The sequence below is a fragment of the Nonomuraea sp. NPDC048916 genome, from assembly GCF_040649575.1.
Classification (GTDB): domain Bacteria; phylum Actinomycetota; class Actinomycetes; order Streptosporangiales; family Streptosporangiaceae; genus Nonomuraea.
In genome coordinates this window covers 48,738-65,193 of sequence record NZ_JBEZFS010000026.1, presented here as the reverse complement: position 1 = coordinate 65,193, position 16,456 = coordinate 48,738, and the positions used below count along the sequence as shown (strand labels likewise).

Annotated in this window: 20 protein-coding genes and 1 riboswitch; of the genes, 7 read left to right on the top strand and 13 right to left on the bottom strand. The window is 69.6% G+C overall.

Annotated elements, in window-relative coordinates; genetic code table 11:
- Positions 1–891: a DUF2520 domain-containing protein gene (locus tag AB0C16_RS26645; RefSeq protein WP_357686685.1), complete on the bottom strand. Its 891-nt coding sequence runs from the start codon at positions 889–891 to the stop codon at positions 1–3.
- Positions 892–1,295: 404 nt separating this feature from the next.
- Between AB0C16_RS26645 and AB0C16_RS26640 the strand changes: the two genes are divergently transcribed.
- The gene (locus tag AB0C16_RS26640) at positions 1,296–2,258 is read left to right on the top strand and encodes an SAM-dependent methyltransferase (protein ID WP_357686684.1); all 963 of its coding nucleotides are present in this window, start codon (positions 1,296–1,298) and stop codon (positions 2,256–2,258) included.
- On the opposite strand, the gene AB0C16_RS26635 is transcribed toward AB0C16_RS26640, so the two are convergent.
- Both AB0C16_RS26635 and AB0C16_RS26630 read right to left on the bottom strand, forming a co-directional pair.
- Complete coding sequence (locus tag AB0C16_RS26635) at positions 2,255–3,412, bottom strand: cytochrome P450 (protein WP_357686683.1); 1,158 nt, start codon at positions 3,410–3,412, stop codon at positions 2,255–2,257. The genes AB0C16_RS26640 and AB0C16_RS26635 overlap by 4 nt on opposite strands.
- 29 nt (positions 3,413–3,441) lie before the next feature.
- Positions 3,442–4,182 (bottom strand): TerC family protein, encoded by a 741-nt coding sequence (locus tag AB0C16_RS26630; protein ID WP_357686682.1) that lies wholly within the window; start codon positions 4,180–4,182, stop codon positions 3,442–3,444.
- 110 nt (positions 4,183–4,292) lie between these two features.
- Positions 4,293–4,408: riboswitch (SAM riboswitch) on the top strand.
- Between the two features lie 43 nt (positions 4,409–4,451).
- Here AB0C16_RS26630 and AB0C16_RS26625 point away from each other — a divergent pair.
- A complete protein-coding gene (locus AB0C16_RS26625) occupies positions 4,452–5,810 on the top strand; it encodes an aminotransferase class V-fold PLP-dependent enzyme (protein ID WP_357686681.1) in 1,359 nt (452 codons plus the stop codon).
- 5 nt (positions 5,811–5,815) lie between these two features.
- Here AB0C16_RS26625 and AB0C16_RS26620 read toward each other — a convergent pair whose 3' ends face one another.
- Positions 5,816–6,442, bottom strand: a complete 627-nt coding sequence (locus AB0C16_RS26620; RefSeq protein ID WP_357686680.1) for a DoxX family protein — start codon at positions 6,440–6,442, stop codon at positions 5,816–5,818.
- Between the two features lie 123 nt (positions 6,443–6,565).
- On the opposite strand from AB0C16_RS26620, the gene AB0C16_RS26615 reads away from it, so the two are divergent.
- Genes AB0C16_RS26615 through AB0C16_RS26595 form a run of 5 tightly spaced genes read left to right on the top strand, consistent with a single transcriptional unit; the run spans position 6,566 to position 9,349 of the window.
- Positions 6,566–7,711: an NADH-quinone oxidoreductase subunit D gene (locus AB0C16_RS26615; protein ID WP_357686679.1), complete on the top strand. Its 1,146-nt coding sequence runs from the start codon at positions 6,566–6,568 to the stop codon at positions 7,709–7,711.
- The gene (locus AB0C16_RS26610; RefSeq protein ID WP_357686678.1) at positions 7,708–8,376 is read left to right on the top strand and encodes an acyltransferase family protein; all 669 of its coding nucleotides are present in this window, start codon (positions 7,708–7,710) and stop codon (positions 8,374–8,376) included. The genes AB0C16_RS26615 and AB0C16_RS26610 overlap by 4 nt, the downstream gene beginning before the upstream one ends.
- 54 nt (positions 8,377–8,430) lie before the next feature.
- On the top strand, positions 8,431–8,838 hold the full coding sequence (locus tag AB0C16_RS26605) for a hypothetical protein (RefSeq protein ID WP_357686677.1): 408 nt from the start codon (positions 8,431–8,433) through the stop codon (positions 8,836–8,838).
- Positions 8,835–9,035 carry a hypothetical protein gene (locus tag AB0C16_RS26600; protein WP_357686676.1) on the top strand — a complete coding sequence of 67 codons (201 nt, stop codon included), beginning with the start codon at positions 8,835–8,837 and terminating at the stop codon, positions 9,033–9,035. The genes AB0C16_RS26605 and AB0C16_RS26600 overlap by 4 nt, the downstream gene beginning before the upstream one ends.
- Positions 9,032–9,349 carry a type II toxin-antitoxin system PemK/MazF family toxin gene (locus tag AB0C16_RS26595; protein WP_357686675.1) on the top strand — a complete coding sequence of 106 codons (318 nt, stop codon included), beginning with the start codon at positions 9,032–9,034 and terminating at the stop codon, positions 9,347–9,349. The genes AB0C16_RS26600 and AB0C16_RS26595 overlap by 4 nt, the downstream gene beginning before the upstream one ends.
- On the opposite strand, the gene AB0C16_RS26590 is transcribed toward AB0C16_RS26595, so the two are convergent.
- The 9 genes from AB0C16_RS26590 to tilS form a co-directional block, all read right to left on the bottom strand.
- Entirely contained in the window at positions 9,334–9,789 is a 456-nt protein-coding gene (locus AB0C16_RS26590) for a DUF3180 domain-containing protein (RefSeq protein WP_357686674.1), read from the bottom strand. The two genes, AB0C16_RS26595 and AB0C16_RS26590, sit on opposite strands and share 16 nt — an antisense overlap.
- On the bottom strand, positions 9,786–10,298 hold the full coding sequence (gene folK, locus AB0C16_RS26585; protein WP_357686673.1) for a 2-amino-4-hydroxy-6-hydroxymethyldihydropteridine diphosphokinase: 513 nt from the start codon (positions 10,296–10,298) through the stop codon (positions 9,786–9,788). The genes AB0C16_RS26590 and folK overlap by 4 nt, the downstream gene beginning before the upstream one ends.
- Positions 10,295–10,660 carry a dihydroneopterin aldolase gene (gene folB, locus AB0C16_RS26580; RefSeq protein WP_357686672.1) on the bottom strand — a complete coding sequence of 122 codons (366 nt, stop codon included), beginning with the start codon at positions 10,658–10,660 and terminating at the stop codon, positions 10,295–10,297. The genes folK and folB overlap by 4 nt, the downstream gene beginning before the upstream one ends.
- Positions 10,650–11,096 (bottom strand): nuclear transport factor 2 family protein, encoded by a 447-nt coding sequence (locus AB0C16_RS26575; RefSeq protein ID WP_357686671.1) that lies wholly within the window; start codon positions 11,094–11,096, stop codon positions 10,650–10,652. Before AB0C16_RS26575 ends, folB begins: the two co-directional genes overlap by 11 nt.
- Positions 11,093–11,899, bottom strand: a complete 807-nt coding sequence (gene folP / locus AB0C16_RS26570; RefSeq protein WP_357686719.1) for a dihydropteroate synthase — start codon at positions 11,897–11,899, stop codon at positions 11,093–11,095. Before folP ends, AB0C16_RS26575 begins: the two co-directional genes overlap by 4 nt.
- Positions 11,900–12,051: 152 nt before the next feature.
- Entirely contained in the window at positions 12,052–12,630 is a 579-nt protein-coding gene (gene folE / locus AB0C16_RS26565) for a GTP cyclohydrolase I FolE (protein WP_357686670.1), read from the bottom strand.
- Positions 12,627–14,621 carry an ATP-dependent zinc metalloprotease FtsH gene (gene ftsH / locus AB0C16_RS26560; protein WP_357686669.1) on the bottom strand — a complete coding sequence of 665 codons (1,995 nt, stop codon included), beginning with the start codon at positions 14,619–14,621 and terminating at the stop codon, positions 12,627–12,629. The genes folE and ftsH overlap by 4 nt, the downstream gene beginning before the upstream one ends.
- A 236-nt stretch (positions 14,622–14,857) precedes the next feature.
- Entirely contained in the window at positions 14,858–15,412 is a 555-nt protein-coding gene (gene hpt, locus AB0C16_RS26555) for a hypoxanthine phosphoribosyltransferase (protein ID WP_357686668.1), read from the bottom strand.
- 10 nt (positions 15,413–15,422) lie between these two features.
- Positions 15,423–16,424: a tRNA lysidine(34) synthetase TilS gene (gene tilS, locus AB0C16_RS26550; protein WP_357686667.1), complete on the bottom strand. Its 1,002-nt coding sequence runs from the start codon at positions 16,422–16,424 to the stop codon at positions 15,423–15,425.
- Between the last annotated feature and the right edge of the window lie 32 nt (positions 16,425–16,456).

Sequence of the window (16,456 nt, the reverse complement as noted above, 5' to 3'; positions counted from 1 at the left end):
TCAGGTCCATATGTTGCCACCCAGGGCGTCGAGCAACCGTTCGGCCTCCTCCGGTTTGAGCAGCCCCGCGGCGAGCGCGCGGTCGGCGGTGAGCCTGGCCAGCGCGATGTAGGCGTCGGCCGCCTCGGGAGCCGCCAGGATGAGCGCGTCGACGTGCTTGCGCACGGTGCCCGCGTCGCCGCGCACGACCGGCCCGGTGAGCGCGGCGATGCCGAGCCTGAGCACGTTGTCGAGCGCCGCGCCGAGCAGCGGGCCGAGCATCCTGCCCGGGTGCTCGACGCCGATGCGCTGCAGCAGCTCGGACGACTCGGCGATGAGCGTGACCATGTGGTTGGCGGCTCCGGCCAGTGCCGCGTGATAGAGGGCCCGGTCGGAGTCGGCGATCCAGACCGGCTCGCCACCCATCTCGATGACCAGGGCCTCGGCGATGGGCCTGAGCGGATCTGGCGCGGTCACCCCGAACGAGCAGCCGGTGATGCGGTTGAGATCGTCGTCTCTGCCGGTGAACGTCATCACCGGGTGCAGCGCCAGCGGCAGGGCTCCGGCCCTGGCGGCCGGATCGAGCACCGACAGCCCGTAGGCGCCGCTGGTGTGCACCACCAGCTTGCCTTTGAGGTCGGCGCCGGTCGTGGCCAGCCCGTTGACGAGATCAGGCAGCGCGTCGTCGGGCACGGTGAGCAGGATCAGCTCCGCGGCGGTGACGACCTGCTCCGGGCGCGTCGGCGTGACGCCGAGCCTCTCGGCGGCCCAGCGTTGCGAGGCGTCCGACACCCCGCTGGCGGCGACGATCCGGTGCCCGGCCTGCGCGAGCGCCGCGCCGAGCGCGGAGCCCACCTTTCCTGCTCCCAGCACGCCAACGGCCAGCCGTGCCGGGCGATCACCTGCGTCCATGACGTCCCACCCCTGTCGACCCGATGGCACTGCCGACCAGCGTAACGACTGTTGGGGACTGCGGATGTGACTGGGGTTTTGCCGCATGTTGAGTTAGTGACATATCGGACAAGGGCAGACAAAAAGGTGCACCCCTGTCGGAAGAGATGAGGAAAGGGGTTCACGCAGAGGAGCGGGCGCCGAGTCCCCGAACCGGACCCGACGCCCGCGTCGTGCGAACCCCTGGAGGTGCGCACCTTGGCCGGCCATCCGCCGACTGACCGGCCGGGAATCGGAGCTCGGGCCGGCTGGACAGGGCCGGTCCGAGCTCTTACGAACGCGTACACGCTAGCGCAATGACGTGACCAAGAGTGTTCGCTCGATAACATCACGTCTGCATTATCGGGTCATGAGATAGTCCAGGAATGTGGCTCACCTGGCGCGCCGCGACACAGCACGCCCTCTACGCCGAAGGCGGCTTCTACCTCCGCGAACGCCCGTCCGGCCACTTCCGCACCTCGGTCGGCGCCTCACCGGCGTTCGCCGAGGCCGTGCTGGCGCTGCTGGTCGAGGTCGACGCCGAGCTGAAGACGCCGCCCGTGCTCGACCTCGTCGACATCGGCGCGGGCGAGGGCGTCCTCGTCAGCCACGTCCTCGACGCCGCCGATCCCGGCCTGCGCGACAGGCTGCGCGTCACGGCCGTCGACCTCTCCCTCCGGCCGGCCGGGCTGGCCGAGTCGATCACCTGGAGCGCCGTCATCCCGTCCGGGATCACCGGCCTGGCGATCGCGAACGAATGGCTCGACAACATCCCGCTCGACGTGGCCGAGCAGACACCCGACGGGCCACACCTCGTCATGGTCAATGTCCGCACCGGCGAGGAACGGCTTGGCGAGCCCATCGGAGCCGCCGACCGCGAGTGGATCGACCGGTGGTGGCCACTGTCCTGCGTGGGCTCGCGTGCCGAGATCGGCCACCCGCGCGACGCGGCCTGGGCGTCGGTGATACAGCGGCTCGCGCGGGGGTGCGCGGTCGCCGTCGATTATGCACATCCTGTGGATAACCGTCCGGCCCACGGCACCCTCACCGGATACCGCGACGGCTCGGTCGTGACGCCCGTCCCCGACGGCACCTGCGACATCACCGCGCACGTGGCCCTCGACGCCTGCGCCGCCGCCGGCGAACGGGCCGGCGCGATATCCACAGCCTTGTCCACACAACGTGACGCGCTGCGCGCCCTGGGGATCACCGGCGCGCGACCGCCACTGGACCTGGCCGGGCACGACCCGAGCGGCTACCTCCGGGCGCTGGCCCGCGCCTCGGAGGAGGCCGAGCTGATCGACCCGCGGGGCCTCGGCGGCTTCGGCTGGCTCAGCCAGACCCGCTAGACGGCGAGGTCCAGGGAGTGCAGGCCGCGGATGACGTAGCCCGGCTTCCACACCGGCTCGGTGACCAGCTCCAGCTTGGGCGCCCGGTCGAGCAGCGCCCCGAACGACTCCAGCAGCTCGATCCGGGCCAGCGGCGCGCCGAGGCAGAAGTGGATGCCCGCGCCGAAGGAGATGTGCGGATTGTCCGTCCGGCCCACGTCGAGCCGGTCCGGGTCGTCGAAGACCTCCGGGTCGCGGTTGGCCGAGCCGAACAGCAGTGCCACCTCGACTCCGCGCGGGATCTCGACGCCGCCGACCTCGAGGTCCTCCAGCACCCACCTCTCGAACATCTGCAGCGGGGTGTCCCACCGCATCAGCTCCTCGATCGCCGTGGGCAGCAGGCCGCGGTCCTCGCGCAGCCGTACGAGCTCGGCGGGGTTTCTGAACAGCGACCACCAGCCGTTGCCCGTCACGTTCACGGTGGCCTCGTGACCCGCGTTGAGCAGCAGCACGCAGGTGCCGATCAGCTCGTCCTCGGTGAGCTCGTCGATCGCGGCCAGCGCGCTGATCAGGTCGTCACCCGGGCGGGCCGAGCGCTCGCGGGCCAGGGCCTTAAGGTAACCGGCGAACTCGTCGGCCGCCCGCACCGCCGTGTGCTGGGCCTCCGGCGACGGGTTGAGCTCGTACATCCCGCAGATGTCGGCCGACCAGGGGCGCAGCAGGTGACGATCGGCCTCGGGGATGCCCAGCATCTCGGCGATGACCGTCACCGGCAGCGGCTCGGCGACCTCGGCGATCAGGTCGCCGCCGCCCTTCTCCACGAACGTGTCGACCAGGCCGCCGGCGATGTCGCGCACGCGGGGGCGCAGCGACTCGACCATGCGCGGGGTGAACGCCTTGGAGACCAGGCGGCGCAGCCGGGTGTGCACCGGCGGCTCGACGTCCAGCATGCCCGCTCTGACCACCCGCCAGAACGGCTCCTGGAACTCCGGCTCGGCCTCCTGGCCGAACTCCTCGTGGCCGGCCACGTGCAGGTAGGAGCGGCCCAGCCGGCGGTCTCGGAGCAGGGTGTTGACGTCGGCGTGGCGGGAGATCAGCCACTGCCCGGTCGGCTCGAAGAAGCTGACCGGAGCCTCACGCCTCAGGTCGGCGTAGACGTCGTAGGGATAAGCCACAAAATCCGGATTCCAAGGATCAAAGCGCACTATTTCATCTTAGAAGGAAGTTCTGCCTGCTTGGAGTGCTTGCTGCGCATCCGGATGTTCAGCAGCTCGACGATGACCGAGAACGCCATCGCGAAGTAGATGTAGCCCTTCGGGATGTGCTGGCCGAAACCCTCGGCGATGAGCAGCACCCCGATCAGCACGAGGAACGCCAGCGCCAGCATCTTGATGCTCGGGTGCTGGTCCACGAACCTGCTGATCGGCCCCGAGGCGAACAACATCACCAGCACCGCCACGATGACCGCCGCCACCATCACGCCGAGCTCGTCGACCATGCCCACGGCGGTGATCACCGAGTCGAGCGAGAACACCACGTCGAGCACCATGATCTGCGCGATCACCGAGGCGAACGAGGTGACGGCCCGCGTCTTGCCGTCCTGGTGCTTGGGCTCCATGCTGTGCCCGATCTCGGTGACGCTCTTGGCCAGCAGGAACAACCCGCCCAGCAGCAAGATCAGGTCACGCCCGGATATCTCGTGGTCCAGCACCTCGAACAACGGCTCGGTCAGCCGCACCACCCACGACAGCGCAAGCAGCAGGAGCAGGCGGCTGATCAGGGCCGCCGCCAGGCCGAGGACGCGTGCTCTGTCGCGCTGCTCCGGCGGGAGCTTCCCGGCCAGGATGGAGATGAAGATGATGTTGTCAATGCCCAGGACGATCTCCAGGGCCACCAGCGTGAAGAACCCTATCCAGATCTGTGGGTCGGCCACCCAGTCCAGCATCTGCCTGCCTCCACGCAATCGGGGGATATCGGGGGTACCAACGAGCCAGGCGACTCAGAAGTTCACCGGGTTGCGATCGAATGTGGCGGGTCGGTTATAGTGCGGGCGTAGGTCATGAGCGCCAGCGCCAAGCCCCGGCTCGCTGGCCGGCAACCCTCGCGTCCGCGGCGGGGTGCCCCGGGTGAAGACCTGGTCCGTCACGAGGTGTGGCGGGCAAGCGCGGGCTCCGTGGCTGCTCCAGGGGTCCGACGGCCCTCAGGAGGTTCGCCGTGTCCACGTTGACGATCTTCAACTCCGTGCCCGCCCAGCCCGCCGAGGCGTCGGCCGACGACGGCCGCCGCCCGATCCCGGCCGTGCTCGGCGCCGGCCTGGAGGTCCCGGTCAGGGGCGGCAGGCTGGTGGGCTACGCCAACCTCGACTACGCGGCGAGCGCCCCCTGTCTGGAGCCGGTCAGCGCGGCCGTCGCCGCCGCGCTCCCGGCCTACTCCAGCGTGCACCGCGGCGCGGGCTACGCCTCCCAGCTCACCACCACCCGCTACGAGCAGGCCCGGCACACCGTACGGGCCTTCGTCGGCGCCCGCCCCGACGACGCCGTGATCTTCACCCGCAACACCACCGACGCCACCAACCTGCTCGCCGCCTGCCTGCCCGCCGGCACGACCACCGTCGTCTTCGACACCGAGCACCACGCCTCCCTCCTGCCCTGGAGGAATGCGGTACGGCTGCCGCCGCCCGACTTCCCCGGAGCGGCCGTACGCGCGGCCGACGAGGCGCTGGCGGCCGTCGACGGGCCGAAGCTGCTCGTGGTGACCGCCGCCTCCAACGTCACCGGCGAGCTCTGGCCGATCGCGGCGCTGGCGCACATCGCGCACCGCCACGGCGCCCGGATCCTGGTCGACGCGGCCCAGTTGGTGCCGCATCGGCGGCTCAACCTGACCGCGCTGGACCTCGACTACGTGGTCTTCTCCGGGCACAAGCTCTACGCGCCGTTCGGCGCCGGGGCGCTGATCGGGCGGCGCGACTGGCTGGCCGGGGGCGAGCCGTACCTGAAGGGCGGTGGCGCGGTGCGTTCGGTGGACGGCGAGCCCGTGTGGCATGACGACCCCGAGCCGCGTCACGAGGCCGGCACCCCCAACGTGCTGGGCGCCATCGCGCTGGCCGCCGCCTGCGACGCGCTCTCCGCCACCGGGTGGACCGCGCTGGTCCGCGAGGAGGAGCGGCTGATCTCCCGGCTGCGCTCCGGGCTCGCCTCGATCGCCGGCGTGCGCGAGCTGTCCCTGTGGGGGCCGGACCACCCGCGCGTGGGCATCGTCTCGTTCACCGTGGAGGGCCACTCCGCGCGGGAGGTCGCCGAGGCGCTCTCCGGCGAGTACGGGATCGGCGTACGGGATGGCAAGTTCTGCGCGCACCCGTTCGTCCGCCACCTGCTCGGCACGCCGGAGCGCAGGAGCCCGGACGGGGTGGGCGACGCGGGAGCCGACGAGGACCGAAGCGGGCACGACCGTGAGCACGACGGTGGCTGCGAGGACGGCACGGCCTCCGCGGTGCGGGCGTCGATCGGCATCGGCAGCACCGAGGAGCACGTGGACCGCCTCGTCGGGGCTCTGCGGGACCTCACCGGCCGTTAGCCGGCTCAGCGGTTGGGCGGGCGGCGTTTCGTCGGCTCGTCGATGATGGCGTCGATGTCCTGCATGTCCTGGTCGCTCAGGTCGCTGCTCGACCTGAACCCCCGGGGCTGCCTGGGCACGTTCGGCGGGCCTGTCGTGGTCTCGCCGGTCGTGGAGGTGGGCCCGGTCGTCGGCGGCGGGGTGCGGCCGGTGGTTTCGCCCGCGGCGACCTGCCGCGCGGCGCGCCTGCGGTGCAGTCCGCCGAACAGGCTGTCGAGGCCGAGCCGCCCTCCGCCCAGCACGAGGAACAGCAGGCAGATCGCGGCCAGCGAGCCGACCAGCTCCCAGCCGCCCTCCTGGACGAACATTCCCTTCGGGGCGTGGACGAAGATGAGCGCGCCGAGGCTCACGATCAGCAACACCAGCGCCGACAGCCGTACGAACAGTCCGAGGATCAGCAGGACGCCTCCCACGATTTCCGCCACGGACGCGAACCCGGCGGCGAGCTGCGGCAGCGGGACCCCCGACTGGGCGAACGCCTGCGTCGTGGCTCCGAGACCGCCCTGCCACTTCTGCCATCCGTGAGCTACGAAGATCACGCCGATCGTCACCCGCGAGATCAGGGCGGCTAGATCGAACATGGATCTTTTCATGGTGATATCTCCCCCCATTTCCGTTTATCCTCCCCATGTCCGACTATGCGATGCACTCCCGTACCGTTCCTTGACCATCCGCTCGGCTGGCCCCCCACCGCGGGCGGTGGCAGCATGGGCCATATGACGGAACGCGTGGTGGGGATCGGTGCGGGCGCCAAGGAGCTGGCGACCGAGGACATGATCCTCAACATCGGCCCGCAACACCCGTCCACACACGGCGTCCTGCGGCTGCGGCTCACCCTCGACGGCGAGCGCATCGCCACCTGCGAGCCGATCATCGGCTACATGCACCGGGGCGCGGAGAAGCTGTTCGAGGTCCGCGACTACCGGCAGATCATCATGCTGGCCAACAGGCATGACTGGCTGTCCGGCTTCGCCAACGAGCTGGGCGTGGTCATCGCCGCCGAACGCATGCTGGGCATGGAGCCACCGGTCAGGGCGGTGTGGGCGCGCACGCTGCTGGCCGAGCTCAACCGGGCGCTCAGCCACCTGATGTTCCTCGGCTCCTATCCCCTGGAGCTGGGCGCGATCACCCCGCTCTTCTACGCCTTCAACGAGCGCGAACGCATCCAGGCCGTCATGGAGGAGATCTCCGGTGGCCGCATGCACTACATGTTCAACCGGGTCGGCGGGCTCAAGGAGGATCTCCCGCTCGGCTGGCTCGACCGGGTGTCGGAGACCGTCGCCGAGACCCGCCGCCGCGTCCCCGACATCGAGGACCTCATCCTGGGCAACGAGATCTTCCTCGCCCGCACCAAGGGCGTCGGCGTGCTCGGCCGCGAGCAGATCATGCAGTACGGCGTGAGCGGGCCCATCGCGCGGGCCTCGGGCGTCGACTTCGACCTGCGCCGCGACCAGCCCTACCTCGCCTACCCCGAGCTGCCCGTGAAGGTCGTCACCCGCACCGCGGGCGACTGCCACGCCCGCTTCGAGGTGCTGCTCGACCAGCTGAAGGTCTCGCTCGACCTGGCCGACTCCTGCGTCGAACGACTCCGCTCGCTGCCCCCGGGTCCCATCAACCAACGCCTGCCCAAGGTGCTCAAGGTGCCGGAGGGCCACACCTACGCCTGGACCGAGAATCCCCTCGGCATCAACGGCTACTACCTCGTGTCCAGGGGCGACAAGACCCCGTGGCGGCTGAAGCTGCGCTCGGCCTCCTTCAACAACATCCAGGTGCTGCGCGAGATGCTGCCCGGGCATCTGGTGGCCGACATGGTGGCCATCCTCGGCTCGATGTTCTTCGTCGTGGGCGACATCGACAAGTGACCCCGGCCGTCCCTCCCCCGCCTCGCGACCGGTACGTCGACTGGCTCCGCGCCCTCAGCCTGATCGTCGTGGTCGTCTGGCACTGGGCGTTCACGATCCTGCAGTGGAAGCCCGGCGGTCCCGAGCCGACCAGCCCGCTCGGCTTCACCTCCGGCCTCTGGATCCTCACCTGGCTGCTGCAGGTGCTACCCCTCTTCTTCTACGTCGGCGGCCACGTCCACCTGCTGTCCTGGAACCGGGCCCACGCGCGCGGCGTCGGCATCGGGGCGTTCGTCTGGCGGCGCATCCGCGCGCTGGCCGTGCCCGCGCTCGCCCTGTCCGGCGTCTGGGTCGCCGTCGGCGCGGTCGTCACCTGGTCATTCCAGGTCGACTGGATGTGGCGGGTGGTGCTGCTCGTGCTCAGCCCGCTCTGGTTTCTCGGCGTCTACCTGGTGCTCATCGCGCTGCTGCCGGTGGCCCTCTGGCTGCACCGGCGCTACGACGTGCTCACGCTCATCTGGTTCGGCGGCGCGGCCCTGGTGATCGACGTGCTGCGCTTCCGCTACGGCGTCGAATGGGTCGGCTGGCTCAACATGATCGTCGTCTGGGGGCTGGCCCACCAGGCGGGCTTCTTCTACGAGCGGATCGTCGCCCTGCCCAGACGCTACGACGCCGGCCTGCTGTGAACGGGACTGTTCGCGCTGTTCGGGCTCGTCTACTCGGGCATCTACCCGGGCTCGATGGTGGGCGTGCCCGGCGACAAGTGGTCGAACATGGCCCCGCCCACCTTCGTCATCGTGGCCCTGCTCATCTTCCAGATCGGCCTGGTCGAGATGCTGCGGCCGTCGATGGAACGCCTCCTGGAGCAACCGGGCTGGCGGCGCGTCAACCACACCATCAACCGCTTCGCCCTGCCGCTCTTCCTCTTCCACACGACCGGCATGGCGATCGCGCTGGGGGTGTCGTGGTGGCTCTTCGGCACCCTGGGCGCACAGGTGCCCCCCGACCTCAAGTGGTGGCTGGAGCGCCCCATCGCCATCGTGGGCCCCCTCCTGTGCACCCTGCCCGTCATCTACCTCTTCGGCCGCCGCCCCGTTGAACAACTGCAAGACAAAAGTCGAACGCGCCGGGGTACGCTGGAACCATGATGGCGAACATCGGTTTCCGGGCCACCCCCGAGGACGAACGCATCATCCGGGCGGCCATGGAAGAAGGCGAGCGGACGAGCGATGTGATCCGGCGCGCGCTCCGGCTGCTCGAGCGTGAGGTCTGGCTCAAGCAGGCCCATGCCGACGCCGCGCGACTGGCCGAGGAGGACCTGTCCACCGAAGAGGACGCCTGGTGATCCGCGGCGCGGTCTACCGGGTGGACCTGGGAGACCCGAAACGAGGACACGAGCAGCGGGGGCGACGCTACGGCCTGGTGCTGAGCCCGACGGACATGTCATGGAGCGTCGCGACCATCGTTCCGACCTCCAGCAGCGCGCAACCCTCCGTGTTCAGGCCCGAGGTGGAGTTCGGCGGACGGCGGACCTTGCTTCTCGTCGATCAGATCCGGACCGTCGACGCCGCGTTCGTGCACGGCGAGCCGGTCTACTACCTGAGCCGGGACGAACTCGCCGAGGTCGAGCATGCCGTCGCGCGTTACTTGGGGCTCTGATCGTCCCGGTCCTTGGGAACACGGCAGGCGTGCTCCAGCATGAGAGCGGCGCAGATGAGCGCGACGAAGGACAGGAACGACCCGGTGGCGATGAAGAACTCGACCCGAGGCGTCTCCCGGGCCAGCAACTGGACCGTGTGGAGGGCGAATCCGGCGAACACGCCGCCGAACATCGCCCCCGCGTAGGCCGATGCCTTGGCCAGGGCCGCCAGCCGCGCCACCGCCATCGGCTCGATCGGCTTGGTGTCCGGCTTGCGATCGATCCTGGCCTTGGTCATCCACGCGGTGTAGGCCTCGCCGACGGCCAGCAGCAGCACCGTGGGGATGGCGGTCCACGGCACGATCGGCAGGTCGGCGTAGAACTGTCTGACCAGCATCCAGGTGAGCACGGCGACGACCAGGACCAGGCCGACCAGCACGGCGGGGCGGGTGGGCCTCAATCGGGACTCTGCAGCTTCAGATCGGCCCGGAGCCGCACACCGTGCTCGTCGGCCTCCGCGAGCCCCGCCAGCAGCGCCGTGATCCGGCCGTGGCCGGGCAGCTCACCCTCGGGGTCGACGTCCGCCCAGGGCACGAGCACGAACGCCCGCTCGTGCGCCAGCGGGTGTGGCAGCGTCAGCTCGGGATCGTCGCAGACCGTGTCGCCCACCATGATCAGGTCGACGTCCAGAGTGCGCGGGCCCCAGTGTTCGAGGCGCTCGCGCCCGAACGCGTTCTCGACCCCCTGCGCCCGCTCCAGCAGCGTGCGCGGCGCCAGAGTGGTTTCGGCGATCACGATCGCGTTGAGGAACGGCCGCTGCCCGGCGGGTCCTCCCACCGGATCGGTCTCGTAGACCGGCGACGCCCGCACGAACTCCAGCCCGGGAGCGTCGAAGAGTGTGTCGATGGCACCCTGCAGCGTCTCGAACCGCCGGCCGAGGTTGCTGCCGAGAGAGAGGACTGCCTTCATGGGCGGCTCCGCTCGATCGTCACCGTGATGTCGTCGAAGGGCAGCGGGATCGGCGCCGCCGGCTTGTGCACGCTCACCTCGACCGAGCGCACCAGTTCGTCGGCCAGGCACACGCCGGCCAAGCGCTGCGCCAGCGTCTCGATCAGCTGGACGGGCTCGCCCTCCACGACCTTGACCAGCGCCTGGGCGAGCTCTCCGTAGTGGACGGTCTTGCTGAGATCATCGGCCAGCGCGGCGGGCCGGGTGTCGAGGAACAGCGTCGCGTCGATCACGAACTCCTGCCCCAGCTCCCGCTCGGCCGCCAGCACGCCGTGTCGCCCCCGGGCCCGCAGGCCCGTCAGCGCGATGCGATCAGCGCTCAAGCTCGCCTTCCTCCTCGTCGTCCTCGTCGCCCTGGAGCACTGGAGAGCCGTGGTGCATCCACAGCCGCCAGCCCTGAGCGGTCCGGATGTAGACGTTGCTGGCCACGACCTTGCCGGCGGCGAAGCTGGACTCGCCCTCCTCGCCGGCCGTCAGAATGTTCTCGACACAGGTGAGGACGGCCACGTCACCCAGCACGGTCGTGTGGACGTCGGTCAGCACGAACTGTATGTAGGTGGTGTTGGCCATGATCAGCGCCCACGAACGCAGCACCTCGGAGCGCCCGGCCAGCAGGGTCCACCCCGGATGAACACAGCTCACCTGATCGTCGCCGGTGTCCTCGGCCCAGATCTCGGTCATCCTGTCGAGGTCGGCGTCCTCGATCGCGGTGTAGAAATCCTGGTTGACCGTCTCGATGGCAGCGGTGTCGACGCTCATGTATTGGCTCCGGCTCTCTTCCATGCGGCGGCCACGCGCACGGCATCGGCGTTGGGACCTACCTGGTGAACCCTGACGCACCAGGCGCCGGCCTGCGCGGCCAGCGCTGTCACGGCCACGGTGGCGTCGTCGCTGCGGCCGAACGGGCGGGGGGTGCCGTCGTCGTCGGCCAGCAGCCGCCCCAGGAACCTCTTGCGCGAGGCCCCGATGAGCAGCGGATAGCCGAGCTCGGCCAGCTGAGAGGTGCCGGCCAGCAGCGCCCAGTTGTGGGCGGCGTTCTTGGCGAACCCCAGCCCGGGGTCGATCACGATCTGGTCCTCCGACACGCCCTCGGCGAGCACCAGATCCACCCGCTTGGCCAGCTCCTCGCGCACCTCGGTGACCACGTCGGTGTAGACGGCCCGGTTGTCCATGTCGTGGCTGTGGCCGCGCCAGTGCATCACCACATAGGGGACACCCGTGGCCGCGACCACGCGGGGCATGGCGGGGTCGGCCAGGCCGCCGCTCACGTCGTTGACCAGCTTGGCCCCGACCGCGACGGCCGCCCTGGCGACCTCGGCGCGCATCGTGTCGACGCTGACCGTCACGCCCTCCGCGCTGAGCGCCCTGATCACGGGCACCACCCTGGCCAGCTCCTCGTCGAGCGGCACCCTGGCGGCGCCGGGCCGGGTGGACTCGCCGCCCACGTCGACGATGTCGGCCCCCTCCGCGACCAGGTCGAGCCCGTGCCGGATGGCGATCGCCTCGTCGAACCACTCACCGCCGTCGGAGAACGAGTCAGGTGTCACGTTGACCACGCCCATGACGAGGCACCGATCGTCGGCGGCCGGTCGCAGCACGCTAGTCGGCAGGCTTGTCATGGGCCAAGCCTAGGCTCTCGTCTGTACCCATTGATGTCATGGGTCCCCCATATGGATAACGAATCCCACGTGGCCACCGGGCGGGCACTGCCGTGTCAGCTGTGCAGGATGAGGGACATCGCCTCGGCCCGGGTCTTGTCGCTGGTGCGGAAGTCGCCGCGGACCGCCGAGGTGACGGTCTTGGCGCCCGGCTTGCGGACACCGCGCATCGTCATGCACAGGTGCTCGGCCTCCACCACCACGATGACCCCGCGTGGTTCGAGCACCCGCATCAGGGCGTCGGCGATCTGCGAGGTCATCCGCTCCTGCACCTGCGGCCTGCGAGCGTAGACGTCGACCAGCCTGGCGAGCTTGGACAGGCCGGTGACCTGCCCCTTCTCGTTGGGGATGTAGCCGACGTGGGCCTGTCCGTGGAAGGGGACGAGGTGGTGCTCGCAGGTCGAGTAGACCTCGATGTCCTTCACCAGGATCATCTCGTCGTGGTCGACGTCGAAGACCTTGGTGAGGACGTCCTCGGGCTTCAGATTGAGGCCCGAGAACTGCTCCGCGTAGGCCCGCGCCACCCGCGACGGGGTGTCGAGGAGGCCGTCACGGTCGGGATCCTCGCCGATGGCGTAGAGGATCTCCCGGACGGCCTTCTCGATCCGGCCCAGATCGACCTCGTGCGGTGTCACGCACTGTCCCCGGAGGGCAGCGCGTCCTGGTGGCCGGTGGTGAGCGAGCCGTTGCCCGACTGCTCCTTCGGGGTCAGGATCGGCGGCCGGTCGGACGGAAGCCGCTTGCCGTAGCCCGCGTAGGACGGACGGTGTTCTTTGACCACCACGGGGGCGAAGATGCGGAGCACATGGTCGCGGGAGAGGGTCTCCTTCTCCATGAGCTCGAGCACCAGGTTGTCGAGCACGTCGCGGTATTCGACCAGGATGTCCCAGGCCTGGTCGTGCGCCGTCTCGATCATCCGGCGGACTTCCTCGTCGATCGTCGAGGCGATCTTCTCGGAGTAGTCGCGCTCGTGGCCCATCTCGCGGCCCAGGAAGACCTCGGCCTGGCCGGAGCCGAACTTACGGGCGCCGAGCTGCTCGCTCATGCCGTATTCGGTCACCATGCGGCGGGCGACGGCCGTGGCCTTCTCGATGTCGTTGGAGGCGCCGGTGGTGGGCTCGTGGAAGACGAGCTCCTCCGCCGCGCGGCCGCCGAGCAGCATCGCGAGCTGGTCCATCATCTCCGACCTGGTGGCCAGGAACTTGTCCTCCATCGGCAGCGTCATCGTGTAGCCGAGCGCGCGGCCGCGGGACAGGATCGTGATCTTGTGCACCGGGTCGGAATTGGGCAGCGCGTGAGCCACCAGCGCGTGACCGCCCTCGTGGTAGGCGATCATCTTCTTTTCCTTGTTGGACATGACCCGGGTCTTGCGTTCGGGCCCTGCCATGACGCGGTCGATCGCCTCTTCGAGGACGTCCATCGTGATCAGCTTCTGGTCGGCCCGCGCGGTCAGCAGCGCGGACTCGTTGATCACGTTGGCCAGGTCGGCGCCCGTGAACCCGGGCGTGCGACGGGCGATGACGTCGAGGTCGACGTCGGGGGCGAACGGCTTGCCGCGGCCGTGGACCTTGAGGATGCCCTTGCGGCCCTCGAGGTCGGGACGGTCGACGGTGACCTGGCGGTCGAAACGGCCGGGGCGCAGCAGCGCCGGGTCGAGGATGTCGGGCCGGTTGGTCGCGGCGATGAGGATCACGCCGCCCTTGACGTCGAAGCCGTCCATCTCGACGAGCAGCTGGTTGAGCGTCTGCTCGCGCTCGTCGTGACCGCCGCCCAGGCCGGCGCCGCGGTGGCGGCCGACGGCGTCGATCTCGTCGATGAAGATGATCGCCGGGGCGTTGGCCTTGGCCTGCTCGAACAGGTCGCGCACCCGGGAGGCGCCGACACCGACGAACATCTCGACGAAGTCGGACCCGGAGATCGAGTAGAACGGCACGCCGGCCTCACCCGCGACCGCGCGGGCGAGCAGGGTCTTGCCGGTGCCGGGCGGGCCGTACAGCAGCACGCCTTTGGGGATCTTCGCGCCGATCGCCTGGAACTTGGCCGGGGCCTGCAGGAACTCCTTGATCTCCTGGAGCTCCTCGATGGCCTCGTCGGCGCCCGCGACGTCGGCGAACGTGGTCTTGGGAGTGTCCTTGGTGATCAGCTTGGCCTTGGACTTGCCGAAGCTCATCACCCGCGAGCCGCCGCCCTGCATCTGGTTCATGATGAACAGGAAGATCAGCACGATGATGACGATGGGCAGGAAGCTCACCAGGATGCTGACCAGGAAGTTCTCCTGGGGCACCTCGGTCGTGAAGCTCTTGGTCTTGCCGGCCTGGACCTGCGACTGCAGCTCCTCGGTCAGCTTGGTCCCGTAACCGGAGACCCAGTCGGACTGGATCATCTTGGTGGGGGTGTCACCCGGCTTGACCGGGATCTCCTTGTAGAGCGTCAGCTCTATTCGCTGGTCCTTGTCGACAATCTTCGCGTTGCTGACGTTTCCAGCACGAATTTGCTGGAGGACCGTGGACGTGTCGGCCTGCTTGAAGTTACCGCCGCCGCTCCAGAGCTGGGTGACGAGCAGGAGCAGCACGACGATGCCCAGGATCCACAGCAGTGGCCCACGTGTAAATCGCTTGAGATCCATCCGATGCGGAACCCCCTTGCGGGCCCGTCCCTTCCTGACCATGGCCTGGAACCCCGGGTGCGCCCCGGGGCCGCGACATCCGGCGCCGCGACTTCTGACTACCCGAAGGGGACACGAGGTCACCCTTCCGGAGTCAGAAGGTACACCGGCACGGCGTGCGGCGGCACCGCCCGCCAGACCGGTCTTGCCCTACCAACGTACGTGAGGGGGCCCGGTGTTCCCGGCGACCACCGGTGTCAGGACTTGTACACATGGGACGCGAGGGTCCCGATGAAAGGCAAGTTACGGTAGCGCTCGGCGTAGTCGAGCCCATATCCGATGACGAATTCGCTGGGAATGTCGAAGCCGACGTACTTGACATCGATCGGCACCTTCACGGCGTCGGGTTTGCGCAGCGCGGCGCAGATCTCAAGCGAGGCCGGGTTGCGCGACTTGAGGTTTTCGAGCAGCCAGTGGAGGGTCAGGCCGGAGTCGATGATGTCCTCGACGATCAGCACATGGCGGTTCATGATGTCGGTGTCGAGGTCCTTCAGCACCCGCACGACGCCCGACGACTTGGTGCCGGCCCCGTAGGACGAGACCGCCATCCAGTCCATCTGGACGGGCACGTGCAACGCTCTGGCCAGGTCGGCCATCACCATGACTGCGCCCTTGAGCACCCCGACGAGCAACACGTCCTTGCCCGCGTAGTCGGCGTCGATCCGCCCGGCAAGCTCTTTGATCTTGGCCTGGAGCTCGTCCTCGGCAATGAGGACCCTCTCGAGGTCCTTGCCCATGTCGGCAGCGTCCACGTGTGGTTCCTTACGCGATAGGACTGGTGGCGAGTATCAGGGTCCCATACCGCCGAACTGCCGAAAGACCCCCTGGCAGGTCGACGGCTTTCTGCCCGTGCCAGTGCGTGATCAGCCGGTCCACGGCGAGCACGTGCGCCGCCGACAGCGCGCCGGACGGCGCTCCCGCCGCGATGGCAGCGCGCCGCAGCACCCGCCGGCGCACCGCCCGGGGAAGCCCTTCGAGCCCTGATACGGCCAGCGTCACAGAGCCGCTGATATCGCTAAGAGCGCAATCCTGGTACGCCTTCTCGGCCCACTCGGCGAGGGCGTCGGCGTCCTCCCGCGCCATCGCGGCGGTCCTGGCGAGCGCGCCGGCCACGCCGGGACCGAGCTCCTCCTCCAGGACCGGCAGGATCCTGGTGCGCACCCGCACCCTGGCGTAGCGGGGGTCCTCGTTGTGCGGGTCTTCCCACGGCGAGAGGCCGAGCGCGCGGCAGGCGGCGACGGTCGTGGCCCGCGAGATCTCCAGGAACGGCCTGCGATAGCGGCCGCTCCGCGCGGCCATCCCCGAGATCGACCTGAGACCGCTCCCCCTGGCGAGGCCGAGCAGCACGGTCTCGGCCTGGTCGTCTCTCGTGTGGCCGAGCAGCACGGCCGCCGCCTGGAGCCGGTCGGCCGCACCGGCCAGCGCCTCGTATCTGGCGTCGCGGGCGGCCGCCTCGGGCCCGCCCGCGGTGCCGACCTCGACGGTGAGCACCTCGGCGAGCTCCAGGCCGAGCCGGTCGGCCATCGCGGCCACCCGCGCCGCCCGCTCGGCCGAGCCGGGCTGGAGCCCGTGGTCGACGGTCAGCAGGCCCGCTCTGAGCCCGGCCCGTGGCGCGACGAAGCCGAGTGCGGCGGCCAGCGCCAGGGAGTCGGCGCCTCCGCTGCAGGCGGCCAGCACCAGCCGGCCCTCGGGAACGTCGGCCAGCGACTCGCGCACGACCCTGCGGACGTCGGCTACGGCTGGATGCGGACCCACAGGGCCCATTGTCCCCGAGATCGCCGGCCGGCGATCTCGGG